General features: G+C 56.2%; 16 protein-coding genes. 13 read left to right on the forward strand and 3 right to left on the reverse strand.

What is annotated here, in order from left to right:
- Positions 1-17: 17 nt before the first annotated feature.
- The 10 genes from K9B37_RS22065 (at position 18) to K9B37_RS22110 (ending at position 9,146) form a co-directional block, all read left to right on the forward strand.
- Positions 18-1,685 (forward strand): YadA-like family protein, encoded by a 1,668-nt coding sequence (locus K9B37_RS22065; protein WP_224315700.1) that lies wholly within the window; start codon positions 18-20, stop codon positions 1,683-1,685.
- 11 nt (positions 1,686-1,696) lie between these two features.
- The gene (locus K9B37_RS22070; protein WP_224315701.1) at positions 1,697-2,476 is read left to right on the forward strand and encodes an invasion associated locus B family protein; all 780 of its coding nucleotides are present in this window, start codon (positions 1,697-1,699) and stop codon (positions 2,474-2,476) included.
- Between the two features lie 489 nt (positions 2,477-2,965).
- The gene (locus tag K9B37_RS22075) at positions 2,966-3,892 is read left to right on the forward strand and encodes a M10 family metallopeptidase C-terminal domain-containing protein (RefSeq protein WP_224315702.1); all 927 of its coding nucleotides are present in this window, start codon (positions 2,966-2,968) and stop codon (positions 3,890-3,892) included.
- A gap of 11 nt (positions 3,893-3,903) precedes the next feature.
- On the forward strand, positions 3,904-4,065 hold the full coding sequence (locus K9B37_RS22080) for a hypothetical protein (protein WP_224315703.1): 162 nt from the start codon (positions 3,904-3,906) through the stop codon (positions 4,063-4,065).
- Positions 4,066-4,091: 26 nt separating this feature from the next.
- Entirely contained in the window at positions 4,092-4,517 is a 426-nt protein-coding gene (locus K9B37_RS22085; RefSeq protein WP_224315704.1) for a hypothetical protein, read from the forward strand.
- Positions 4,518-5,659: 1,142 nt separating this feature from the next.
- Entirely contained in the window at positions 5,660-6,016 is a 357-nt protein-coding gene (locus K9B37_RS22090) for a GPW/gp25 family protein (RefSeq protein WP_224315705.1), read from the forward strand.
- A gap of 59 nt (positions 6,017-6,075) precedes the next feature.
- Entirely contained in the window at positions 6,076-6,492 is a 417-nt protein-coding gene (locus K9B37_RS22095; RefSeq protein WP_224315706.1) for a ProQ/FinO family protein, read from the forward strand.
- Positions 6,493-6,593: 101 nt separating this feature from the next.
- On the forward strand, positions 6,594-6,785 hold the full coding sequence (locus tag K9B37_RS22100) for a hypothetical protein (protein ID WP_224315707.1): 192 nt from the start codon (positions 6,594-6,596) through the stop codon (positions 6,783-6,785).
- A gap of 673 nt (positions 6,786-7,458) precedes the next feature.
- Complete coding sequence (locus tag K9B37_RS22105) at positions 7,459-7,878, forward strand: LexA family protein (RefSeq protein WP_224315708.1); 420 nt, start codon at positions 7,459-7,461, stop codon at positions 7,876-7,878.
- A complete protein-coding gene (locus K9B37_RS22110) occupies positions 7,878-9,146 on the forward strand; it encodes a Y-family DNA polymerase (RefSeq protein WP_224315709.1) in 1,269 nt (422 codons plus the stop codon). Before K9B37_RS22105 ends, K9B37_RS22110 begins: the two co-directional genes overlap by 1 nt.
- 224 nt (positions 9,147-9,370) lie before the next feature.
- Here the strand turns inward: K9B37_RS22110 and K9B37_RS25005 are convergent, their stop codons facing one another.
- Positions 9,371-10,027: an SEC-C metal-binding domain-containing protein gene (locus K9B37_RS25005; protein ID WP_224315710.1), complete on the reverse strand. Its 657-nt coding sequence runs from the start codon at positions 10,025-10,027 to the stop codon at positions 9,371-9,373.
- Between the two features lie 263 nt (positions 10,028-10,290).
- Between K9B37_RS25005 and K9B37_RS22120 the strand changes: the two genes are divergently transcribed.
- Both K9B37_RS22120 and K9B37_RS22125 read left to right on the forward strand, forming a co-directional pair.
- Positions 10,291-10,752 carry a type II toxin-antitoxin system RelE/ParE family toxin gene (locus K9B37_RS22120; RefSeq protein ID WP_224315711.1) on the forward strand — a complete coding sequence of 154 codons (462 nt, stop codon included), beginning with the start codon at positions 10,291-10,293 and terminating at the stop codon, positions 10,750-10,752.
- The gene (locus K9B37_RS22125) at positions 10,739-10,966 is read left to right on the forward strand and encodes a helix-turn-helix domain-containing protein (protein ID WP_369414398.1); all 228 of its coding nucleotides are present in this window, start codon (positions 10,739-10,741) and stop codon (positions 10,964-10,966) included. Before K9B37_RS22120 ends, K9B37_RS22125 begins: the two co-directional genes overlap by 14 nt.
- Positions 10,967-11,127: 161 nt before the next feature.
- On the opposite strand, the gene K9B37_RS22130 is transcribed toward K9B37_RS22125, so the two are convergent.
- On the reverse strand, positions 11,128-11,310 hold the full coding sequence (locus K9B37_RS22130; RefSeq protein ID WP_224315713.1) for a hypothetical protein: 183 nt from the start codon (positions 11,308-11,310) through the stop codon (positions 11,128-11,130).
- A gap of 85 nt (positions 11,311-11,395) precedes the next feature.
- A complete protein-coding gene (locus K9B37_RS22135) occupies positions 11,396-11,629 on the reverse strand; it encodes a hypothetical protein (protein ID WP_224315714.1) in 234 nt (77 codons plus the stop codon).
- A gap of 319 nt (positions 11,630-11,948) precedes the next feature.
- Here K9B37_RS22135 and K9B37_RS22140 point away from each other — a divergent pair, with 319 nt between their 5' ends.
- Complete coding sequence (locus K9B37_RS22140; RefSeq protein ID WP_224315643.1) at positions 11,949-12,158, forward strand: hypothetical protein; 210 nt, start codon at positions 11,949-11,951, stop codon at positions 12,156-12,158.
- The last annotated feature ends 196 nt before the right edge of the window (positions 12,159-12,354 follow it).

The following is a 12,354-nucleotide window of genomic DNA, read 5'->3' on the forward strand; positions in this document are numbered from 1 at the left end:
AAGAGAGGATTTTCCCCATGCTGAACGTCTTTACCACCCGCCTGACCGCGCCATGGTCATTGCGTGGGCTCGCTATCGTTTCCCTGTTGTTCATTGGAATGCCGCTCTTCCTGTCGGAGGCCTCGGCACAGTCGCCTGCTCCATCTGCGGCTGCTCCGACTGTTACGGGGGTGTCGGGCTGCGTTGCCAATCCCGGTTCTACCGGGCTCGACGGTAATGGCGACCCTTACTCCTGCGGTCAAAACGGCAACGGCCATAATATGACCTATGGAACCTTTGCCACAACAAGCTCGGTCAACGCAGCCCTCTCGAACCTACAGAATCAGATCAACAACCTTGATGTTTCTGGGGGGCTTGATGAAGTCATAACCGACGGAACAACGATCGTAGGCAACGGTACGACTGCCAACCCGATCAAACTAGCGCCAGCGGTTAAGAACCAGCTCGATGCAAATACGACGAACATTAGCAACCTGACGAATGTCGTGACCGGGCAGGGTACGCGGATCACGAATGTTGAAGGCTCGGTCGTCAATCTCGGGAACCGCATCACGAACGTAGAAGGGTCGGTCGCAAACCACGAGACGCGCATCACAAATATCGAGGGTGCGGTCACGAACTTGCAGACCACCGTTGATGATCACTCGCAATGGATCAACAACGTCAATAATGGTGGCGGCATCAAGTATTTCCACGCCAACAGTACATCACCCGATTCACAGGCAACCGGCAACAAGACCGTTGCGATTGGCGGCGGTGCCGTCGCTAGCCATGACAACTCGGTTGCGATCGGCGAGGGATCGGTCACGGACCGGATCAACTCTTTCTCCGTGGGATCTGACGCACAGACTAGGCAGATTACACATGTTTCGGCCGGAACCTTGAATACCGATGCCGTGAACGTGAAGCAGCTGAAGGACCTCGCAAGCACCCTCGGTGGTGGTACACAGGTATCGACCGATGGAACGATCATCGGCCCCACCTACGTTGTTCAGAACAATAACTACAACAATGTGGGCGATGCGATCACTGCGCTAGACAAGTCCACCGCCAATCTGGATGCGCTTGCGGTGAAGTATGATAGCGCTGCCAAGAGTTCGATCACCCTCAACGCGGGTGGTTCTGCCGTTAAGATCACGAATCTCGCGGCTGGCATTGCTCCGACGGATGCGGTCAATCGTTCGCAGCTCGATGCCGTGAAGGATGGAGCGGTCAACTACGATCGCAACAAGGATGGCAGCAAGGGGCAGAGCGTCACACTCATTGGAGGCAATCGCCGGGCTCCTGTGTTGGTCCGTAACGTTGCCGATGGTGTCAATGATCTCGACGCCGTGAACGTGCGTCAGCTCAAGAGGGTCGCTGGTTCCTACACGGATAGCCAGGTTAATCAGCTCCAGAATTGGGCTGAGGGCCGGTTCGATACTCTTTCCGGCGAGATCCGGGACGTGCGTCGCGAAGCGCGTGCCGCTGCCGCAATCGGCATGGCAACTGCCTCACTGCGCTACGACAGCACCCCTGGCAAGCTCTCGTTCGCAGCTGGTTCCGGCATCTGGAAGGGCCAAGGCGCCTACGCCATGGGCGTTGGCTACACGACCCAGGATGGCATTGCCCGCTTCAATATCTCTACGACGACATCGGGGGGCGAGTGGGGCGTTGCCGGTGGCATGTCCTTCACCCTTAACTAAGCGGATTTATCATGAAGATTCAACATTCAGTATATGCCGTGGCGCTGTTCGCGGTGATCGGAGCAACTGTGTCCGCCTCGGGTGCAGAGCCGCAAAAGGCTCCTGTCCAGACAGCACAGGCCCAGGCAGCTCCACCGAAGAACGAGGAGAGGCTGGATCCTATCAAGGCGAAGCCTCCGATGCAGACGCCTACGGCTGGCGCTCAGACCTCCACGATTACGCGCCTTTCAGTCGCCAGCGCTGTGTCGCCTGATGAGACTGTGCCCGATGGGGACTTCATCTCCTCGGCCAGGTACTATGGCGATTGGCGTCTCTCCTGCGAGGCCCGCCTTTCCAAGAATAGCCGTGTTTGCCGACTCGAGCAGGATATGGCTCGAAACGGCCGCTGGGCACTCAGCTGGCGTCTGGTGCAGGCGACCGATCAGAAGCAATACTTCGTGGTGGTGTTCCCCAAGGAAGCTGACCCTCAGCAGGGCCTTCAGGTTGTGGTGGGCGGCTTTGCGCGACAGATCAAGTCTCAGGAGTGGACCTGCCTCGCAACGACCTGTGAGACATACTTCGAGGCTGATGCAACGGCTCGCCAGCTCATCCTTGGCGCTCAGACGATCGCTTTCAGATATTCTCTTGGGACCGAGGCCGTCGAGATCCCTGCGTCTATGAAGGGACTGACGGCTGCGCTCAGTGCGGCTTCGTCAGACCCTCTCGGCGCGAATGCCCGACAAGAACAGAGCGCTAATGCGGCGGCGGCTCCTGCCCCGACGCCGCGGAAAAAAGCGTCCCTCAGCGAATGACAGCTTCGTTCGAGACCTCCCCAACTAAGCCCGCCTCGGCGGGCTTTTTCTTTTAAATCAATGACTTGCGCAAAACAACTTGACATTGTATCATTCTAGGTATTAAATCCTATCAACATTCTATTTTGAGGCACTGACATGGCGACTCCATCGAAAAACTCCACCGACACGCATTCGGTCGATTGGTCCTCTCTTTCTCTGTCGGGACCGGCGAGAGGATTGATTAAGGGGGCTGCTTGGCAGGTTGAGCCTGGTCACTACCTCACATGGAGTGTTCCGAAGGCAGGGTCGAAGTACGCGTATTCCACCGCAGGATCTGGGTATCTCACGGCCCCTGAAGTTCGCACTGTCCAAAAGGCTCTCAAGGCATGGGACGATATTATCGGAATCTCTCTCAAGCAGGTGTCTGATACGTCCTCTAGCGTTGGCGAGCTGCGTTACGCTCGGACGAGTCATACATTTTCTGGTTACACATATCTGCCGTCGGATATGCCTCAGGGAGGAGATGTCTGGTTCGGTAATGCTTTTGCTGCGTCTGATGAGAAGAATTACGGTCCCTGGCTTGCACTTCATGAAACGGGGCATGCCATGGGGTTGAAGCATCCGTTCGAGAATGGCGGCGGAGGAAAGGTGTCTGAGAAATTCGATACCTTTTTCTACACAGTGATGGCCTATGCAGCGGCTCACTCTTCGCTTGGCGATCTCACCCCTGACTTCTTTCCAACAACGCCGATGTATCTTGATATTCTTGCTGCGCAGGCACTGTATGGGCGCAATCTGAAGCACAACTCGGGGTCGACGAAATATACCTTCTTTGAAGGACATAAATATTTCCAGACGATCGACGATGCTGGCGGCTCCGACACCATTACCTATGTCGGGCAATCGTCGTGCGTGATCGATCTGAGACCGGGCAAGTTCAGCACCCTTAGCGATCCGATCACGCTTGGAGCGGACAAGACAACGCGCTCGACGGTTTGCATCGGTCCCAACACGACGATCGAGAAGGCTATCGGCGGTTCTGGGAACGACAAGATCGTTGGCAACGCCGCGAACAACACGCTCGACGGCCGCGCCGGCAGTGATGTTCTCTACGGTGGTGCAGGCAAGGACTCCTTCATGTTCCGCACGATGGTTGCCGGCGACGTTGACCGGCTTCCTGACTTCAATGTGAAGGACGATACGATCATGCTTGAGAACGGGCTGTTCACTGCCCTGACCAGGACTGGAAAGCTCTCTTCCAGCTTCTTCAAGGTGGGCTCGGCCGCTTCGGATGCGGACGATCACATCATCTACAACAAGGCGACTGGCGAGCTTTCCTACGACCCGGACGGCAGCGGTGCAGAGCAGGCATTTGTCTTCGCAAAGCTCGCGGCCGGCTTGAAGCTCACGTCGGCTGATTTCGTGGTGATCTGAGGGGTATAGCGATGCTGTCGGTCAAGGAAATCGAGGCTCTGGTTCTGGAAGTCGCAGGACCGAAGCCAGCAGACCGCAATACCGAAGAGCAGACGTGGGAGCTCGATGCGTTCGAGCTCCTTCGTCGCATTCGGAGTGCTGCGGCTGAGAAGAAGAACAGCGCTTGCACTTAAAGCTTTCTTTTACTGCGTTAATTGCCATGATCCCGCGCCCCGTGAAAGACGCTGGAAGCCTTGCACTCACAGGGATTTGCACGACCATCGCCGCCGTGCTGGTCGCGGAGATCCTTTGGATCGTCGCTTCGATCGCGACCGGCCGAGTCGACAGGCTCGCGCCGCGAGATCTCGCCTTCCCGGTGGTGATGACCCTGTACTTCGCCTGGCCAGTGACGTTGGGTGTCCTGCCAGCGGTCTCCGAGATCTCACAGAGCTGCAACACCTGGCTGCTGCCGGTGGTCGGTGCAGCCGGTATTGCCGCCAGGGTCGTTGAACGGGACCCCTCGCCATTGATGCTGAGTTGGCTGCCGGCGATCATGACGGCCGTTCTCATCGGAGCTGGAGCTGGATGGGCTGCCGGTCGATTCCAGGCCCTGTGGCCCTGCCAGCGCGACGAGGCGGGCTCTTAGAGCGCGCACCTTGGATCTGAAGGCGACAGGCGCTATTCTGGGGATCGGAGTGAGGGACGAGGTTTCGCCCGCCCCGCTTTCCTAGATAAAGATTAGGACCCGGATCGAAACTTGCCAGGATCGCCGGGTCCTTTTCATGTCTAGCGTGAAGCTAACGGGTAATTATGAACGCCGAGCCCTAAAGGATAGAGACCTATTCTTTGGGATATCATGTGGCATCACGGCCAGCTCAGAAACGTTGTTCTCAGACGGCGAAATCCAGGAGGGCAATATGCGCATGGTATCGAGGGTCCTTCTTGTTGCGGCGGCAGCTTTCGTCATCACCAGCTCAGCCGCGCCACCGGCACTGGCGATGGGCAAATGGCGAGCATGGTGGGCCTATCATCACGAGAGCAGCGGAGGATCGAGCGGTTCGCCGGGTGGTCACACCCCAGGTGGACCTAGCGGTGGTGGGAACCGGGGCGCACCAGGTCCGATCGCTGGTGCTGGACTGCCATTTTTGCTGATCGCTGGCGGGTATGCCTGGATTAGGCACTATCGGAACCGCACCCGTGCGGCTCAGCATGGAGAAGTATGGTCATACGAGGCGGGCTCTTAGGGACCCCTCACCAGTCGTCTCAATCGATGACCTTGGATCTGACGGCGACAGGCGCTATATTGTGGATCGGAGTGGGGAACGGGCTTTCGCCCGTCCCCGTTCTTACTAGAACCAGATTAGGACCCGGATCGAGACTTGCCAGTACGTCCGGGTCCTTTTCATGTCTAGCGTGAACTTAATGGGCAGAAACCACATCGAGTTCACCTCCGATACGAGGGCGAGGCTGTCGCCACGGCCGGGAAAGCCTATCCTGCCCGGTCGCGCCGCTGGCTCGGCGCTGCTGCTTCCGCCCTCGAAGGACAACGGTCTATCAGATGGCCGTTAATGAAACAGCGTCGCCGTAATACCCTTGCAATTGCTGATTGATCTCCTATCGTAGCTGAGGGCGGTGAGCGTTTGCCCCCACGCCGCCCAACAACCTCCGACCCTTGTTCTACTGAGAGCTTAGTCATTCGTGGAGCAGGGGTCTTTTCTTGCTCAGAGCGACTTACGTCCAAAGCAACGGCTCGATCGCCGAGCGCGTAGAACGGGAAGGAAGAATCGCATGGCTGGTACAGACCGCCGTACGGGTAAGTGGATTGCAAGCCCGGCTCACATTCGCCAATCGATCGAAGTCATCCTAACAACCCCTGTCGGCACGCGCGTGATGCGCCGAGAATTCGGGTTTGATGCCATTCACGAAGATGGTCGGCCTAAAGAAGGGCTTACGGCTGACAGCATTGAGGAATCCGCTAGAGCGGCCCTGATCCGCTGGGAGCCAAGGGTCGAGTTTCGGACCATAACGGCCATCTTGGGCGGGAAACAAACGTTGGCGGCAATTAAAGTCAGCTATCAGGACAAGGAGACCGGAGATACTGACGAAACGACCGTTCTATTTCCTGTGTCAGGCAAAGAGAAGTAAACATGCGGCTGGTTTTCTTAAAACTTGACTAAATTGCAAGTGCTTTGGGGGGAAGCGGAATGTCCGAAAATGACTGGAAAGCAGAAAAACGCACTGAACTCGATAATACGCCCATTATCTTTTTTTTCGCTGAGTTGCCATGGTTGAAATGGCCTGATGTCTTGCCCAAGACTGTTGAAGATGAAGTCTTACCCTTGAAGATGGGAATCGACAAAGACTTGGAAGGATTACTTCCGAACGATGAAGCAACTCGTCGGATGCTGCGCAAAGCGTTGAGGGGATATACACGCAGCTTCCGTTACCTAGATGCCTTGGCCGCCGACAGCGCTGTGCGATACAACATCGATAAGGTCCAAACAGGACCGGTTTCGGAATTGGACCGTCACTCCGCGTCTCTTGAACTCCACCGCAGGGCCATACTTGATCGGGAACGAGCTCGGAGGGCTGCGAGAAGACACAAGCAGGCGGTGGAATGATATTGAAGGTGCGTTCACATCCCTATCGGAAAGCCGCGCTTGGCCGGCTGGGATAACGTTTAAACGGTGTGAAACGGAGCCTAAACCTCAGGGAAGCCGATATGATCCACCCAGATGACGTGAACGGCGTGGGAGACTGGGAGTTGTTTGGCCCCCGCAAGGCCGAAATTCCCCGCTTGGTCTCTGCACTCGCAAAGAGAGGCATGCGCCTCGATGAGATCGAGGATTTAATTGAAGATCTGCTGAAGAAGAAGCTGTGTGATCTGGAGATGCAGCAAGCCAATCGGTCATAGGGCTCGACGGTCGGGTTGGCACGGCTGTATATTGACCCAGAGTGTGACTTGCCAGCCGCTCCGTTGCTTTTAACGACCAGGGCACAGCTCTTGGATCTGCGCGCGACAGGCGCTATATTGGGGATCGGAGTGGGGAACGGGCTTTCACCCGTCCCCCCTTCCTAGATAAAGATCAGGACTCGGATAGACAGCTGCCAGGCCGTCCGGGTCCTTTTCACATCCAGGGCAATGCTAAGAGGTAGGAACCACATAGCTTGCTCTCCGATACGAGGGCGAGGCTGTCGCCACAGCCGGGAAAGCCTATCTTACCCGGTCGCGCCGCTGGCCCGGCGCTGCTGCTTCCGCCCTCGAAGGACAACGGTCTAACAGGTGGTTGTTAATAAAACGGCGCTACCGTAACAGCCTTGCAATTGCCGACTAATCTCATATCGTAGCAGAGGGCGGTGAGGGTTGCCCCCATGCCGCCCAACAACCTCGGACCCTTGTTTTACGGAGAGCTCAGTCATCCGTAAAACAAGGGTCTTTTCATTCCCGATCTGTGGACAACGGGGAAAAGCAGGGTTCAGGGAGGACGAGATGCCTTCCACTACGGAAATACAACCCGTGGCAACTTGACTCGGCGAGCTCTTCAAATGTTCTCATTTTGTTCATGAGGGCAGGACGGAGCTAGGCGATGCTGGCAGTGCCGAAAAGACCAATGGTTCGGGTGCCGGTGATGGGTCCGTCGATCTGTGCCGGCTTTCCTTCGCCGGCAGACGATTTTACCGAAGATGCTGTCGATATTCCCCGTTGGATGGCGCCAAACCCTACCGCGAGTTTCTTGTTCCGGGTCGACGGTGAGTGCCTGATCGATATCGGGATTTTCGACGGCGACCTTCTCCTAGTCGATCGCAGCCTTAAGCCCAGAACTGGCTGTGTTGTGGTAGCTGTCATCGATGGCGAGCGCTCTCTGAAGATCATCAAGCGGCGGCATGGTCGTGTGCACCTCGAGATAGCCAACCGGCGCATGCCTCCTTTCGAAGTTCCTGAGCATGCAGACGTGAGCATCTGGGGCGTTGCCCGCTGCAATATCCATTCTCTCCTGGTGCCGTGATGGAGCGGATCCTGGCCCTGATCGATGGAAATTCCTTCTACTGCTCGTGTGAGAGGGTCTTCGATCCACGCCTTGAGCACCGGCCGGTCATCGTGCTTTCGAATAATGATGGTTGCGCCGTCGCTCGCACGGCCGAAGCCAAGGCTCTCGGCATTGGCATGGGAGAACCGTTCTTTAAGATCCGGGATCTGTGTCGACGGGAGAAGGTAGCCGTTTTCTCTTCGAATTATGAGCTCTATGGAGACATGAGCCGTCGGATGAACGAGATCTATCGGGATTTCACACCAGACGTGGAAACCTACTCGATCGACGAGAGCTTTATCGATCTCACTCACGCGCCCTTCCGATCGGTCGTAGAGGCCGCTCGCGACCTGCGATCCACGGTAAGGCGCTGGGTGGGGATTCCAACCTGCGTCGGTCTCGGCCCCACCAAGACCCTCGCCAAGCTCGCCAACCACATTGCGAAGAAGAATCCGGATCTCGATGGCGTTTGCGATCTCTCTTCGGACGAAGCTCGCGCGGCCTGGCTGCCGTGGGTGGCCGTTGAGGATGTCTGGGGGATCGGTCGAGCATCGGCCGTGAAGCTGCGTCGGATCGGGGTAGGAACCGCCGCGCAACTCCGCGATCTGGATCTCCGTCGCGGCCGGGAACTTCTGACAGTTGTCGGCGAACGCCTGATCGCGGAGCTCCGGGGGTTACCATGCATCGATCTGGAGATCGTCCCACCCCAGCGGAAAGGCTGTGCCGTGACGCGTTCTTTTTCCGAGCGCATCGTCGCCAAGGCCGACATGCACGAGGCAGTGGCAGCTTATGTCACCCGCTTGGGGGAGAAGCTACGCAGGCATGGCCTCGCCACGAGCCACCTTTCTGTGTTCATGCATACGAGCCGTTTCGCCGGCGAAGATGAGCAGCCCTACAGCGCTTCGACGACAGTCCACCTCCCTGAGGCCACGAACGATACCCTTGCCCTCCTGGCGGCCGGGCGACGCGCCGTTGACGCCCTTTGGCGTCAAGGTCCGCGCTATGCCAAGGCCGGTGTCATGACGACGGACCTGGTTGAGCCCGAATTCGCCCAGCGCTCCCTCTTCCTGCCGGAAGACTATAAGTCGGTGGAGCTGATGGAAGCCTTGGACCGGATCAACAAGCGTTTCGGCCGGGGCACCATTGCGCCGGCTGCGGCCGGTATTCGAAAGCCTTGGGCGACCAAGTTCGAGATGCGATCGCCTCGCTATACGACCAGGCTCGATGAGCTGCCACGTGTTTGCTAGGATAACTCCGATCGATGTGAATCCTCGCGTCCAGCCTTTCGACGTAGTGCTGGTACTTCCTGATCCTGGAGGGGTCGCACGTTCACCTTTGTTCTTTGCGACGGCCTTATTTTCAAAGCTTTCAGGCACCGGAAGTGACTGATTCACTTCCGGTTCGCGTTAAGCGCGCCCATTTTGAAACAAATTGGCAACCTGTGTGGGGGCCGTTGGGTAATTCGAATACCTCAGGCGTTCAGATCGATCATCTGACCACAGCACTTCCGGAATTTGCGCGTAGCTCCGCAGAAGCATGGGTCGTTCGGATTGGTTCGAGCCGCCAGGGAGACTAGGATCTCGCCCTGTGCACGCTGCATCCGTTCGTAAAGAGGTGCTGCCTCAGCCGGATTGAATGTGATCGTATCGCCTTCAGAACGAGACTCCATGAACTCTTGTAAGCTTTGTGTGGCGTCGATCCAGCGTTGAGCGGCCGGGATGCTGCCCAAGGACCGCTTCACATTGAGAATGCGCCTCTTGGTCTCATAGTCGTAGACTCGGCTGGGATCAGGAAGGAACATAAGGCGCTTCTCACCGCTATAGGGAGGTGTGACGTCGACGAGCTCCTCTCCATATTTCCAGACCGCGTGATGTTCGGCTTCGATGAAGACCTGCGGCCATTCCCAAATGGTCCAACCATAGAGAATCTCGCCTCCATCGCGCGCGATCTTTGCTTGCACATTATGGAAGCACGCGCCGGTCTCGGCCCCTCGTTCGGGTGTAACCTTCATAAGGAGGGGACGATGATCAGGCGAGAGCTCGCGGCATAGGTCCTTGATTGCCCTACTGACCGTCTTGGGTGTCGAGGTAAAGATCTTCTGAAAGATACGTTTATCAATTGCCGGCACAGCCCGTGCTCCGTGATACGCGCCCGCAGCGGGCGGACTTCTGACTTCCGATATGGCCCAGCATATCGGACATCCTCCAGGAAAATCATCCCTCTTGAAATATGGTCCATAGGACTATAGATTATACCCACTGCTGATCCGTCGCACCGATCGGCGAGGCCGGTGGCGCAACGATGCTGCCGTCAACCCTAGAGAAAGTAGGAGAACCCCCATGATCCCAACCCAAACCGATATTCGCACCTTAAGTGCGGCAAGAGGTTTCGATGAGACTCTACAAACCCAAGGACGTTGCCAAACAGGCGCGTAAAAACAAGATCAATGATGAAGACCTGTGCGAAGCAATAGCCCGCGCAGAAAAGGGCCTTATCGATGCTGAGGTTGGTAGATTTCTGATCAAGCAGAGAATTGGCCGCAAAGGAGACTACCGGACCATTATCGTTCTCAAGCGTGGCGATATGGCCGTTTTCCTGCACATCTTCCCGAAGGGTAGGAAAGCGAATTTGACGCAGAGAGAAGAGAAGGCTTTCCGAGATGCTGCAAAGTCAATAGCAGGTCTCGAAAGCCATCACGTCGAGGCGCTTGTCAGCGCTGGAGAATGGATCGAGATTGAGTATGAACAACCCCAGAAAGACATATCGGAGCGATCCGCTTCGATCAGTCCATCTGGCGATGAAGGGCCTCCACCAAGTAGGCGCGATCGACAAGGCGACGATGCGGCACTTTGATGTGGCGTGTCTTACCACTGTGGACCCTATTGAGCCGGATGACGTGAAACGGATCCGGGAAAAGTCCCACATGAGCCAGGCAACATTCGCGAAGGCTCTAAACGTTACTGCTGCCATGATCAGCAAGTGGGAGCGCGGTGAGAAGAAGCCTACAGGCTCCGCGCTCAAACTACTCGCCTTGGCGGACAAGAAAGGGATCGAGACCATTCTTTGAGTCTCGATCCTACACCTCGAAGATAATTTTGCGCCAGGGGCAATGTCTGCTCTGTGAGGAGATGGCATTTTCATCGCATCAGTCTAGTGCAACCGCAAAACTATGCGTGACCATTCTTGTTAGTGCTGGAGTAATTTATTTAAATAGAGCTAGAAGCTTCCTCATTTGAGGTTCGTGTTCAGTTTTCGCGCAATGGCCTCGGCCACGAGGATGAGGCTGAAATGCCCGTCGAGAACGACGTCGTCAAGATCGTCGTCGGTCGCGACGTAACCCGTGTCCTTGGTTTGACGCCTGAGCTCTTCAAGGATGATCTCGGCAATGGATTCTGCTGTTGTCAGCGGCATAAATGGATGCTCCTGATTTGCTCGCACCTGGCCCCATCCTTCTATTGAATGAGGAGCTCCCGACGCAAGGATGAAGTGTTGCTAGTCAAAGCCCTACTGCATTCTCAAGGCTCGAAATTGCCTCTTCAACCTGTGACAATGCATTTTCTAGACTATCGATGACTTCCTCGGCTTTTTGCCCACGCTCTCCGTTCTGAAAGCTCTCAGGCATGTTGTCGTAGGCGTCTTGCTCATCATCGCGGATCTGCTCTATAGCCTCGCGGATTGAGTCGAGTTTTGGTTTCAGTTCCTCGATTTTCAGGCGTCGGTCTTTGTTCATCTTCTTCCTCTTATTAAAGGTCTGGTTACTCAGCTGATTCTTGTCTGTCAGCTCAGATTTCCTCGCTGATCAACCTCCTGTTGCTGCTCCCTTCTGCCCGTGCAACGAGGGCTGTTGCGTGTCTGAGGGCGCCTTCGGCTGATTTATGGGCTTTGTGGGCCTTGAGGGCGGCGCGTGGAGCGCCGGCGTGTCTGAGGAGTGCTGTGGCGTCTCGGAGGAGCTGGCAGGCCAGTTTGATGCGCTGTGCATCGTCGTGGGTTGGGGCTGGATCTGAGGCGGCTCGCCGGCGCGGCGGTGTCGGGGTTCGGGAGCGGCTTTGATGGCAGAGAGCACCGCAATGCGGGCACTCGCCATCGGGGACACGTTCACCGGGAGCGATGCGCCGTTCGAGATCCGCGACGGGCAGGAGTTCGGTTTCAGCGAGGGCAGCGCCGCAATTGGAGCAGGCGAAGCGAGGCGAGAGATCGAGCACGAGAAAAGCCTTTCGATACAACGCACTATCTATTTAATTAAACTACAGCAAGCATAGCAGAAGGCAAGCACAATTAAATTAAACAGGCAGACAATTTAACAAAAATGCACAATCCACAGATTTTAATTAAATAGAATGACCAAAGTAAAGTCAAAGTATATCTGCAAGATCTAGCGAAGTAGAAAGTAAGTATAGATCAGCACAAACAAGTATTATTTAATTAAATCAAGTAATCATAGAGTGTGACAAAAAC

This window comes from Microvirga puerhi (assembly GCF_020089865.1).
GTDB classification, from domain to species: domain Bacteria; phylum Pseudomonadota; class Alphaproteobacteria; order Rhizobiales; family Beijerinckiaceae; genus Microvirga; species Microvirga puerhi.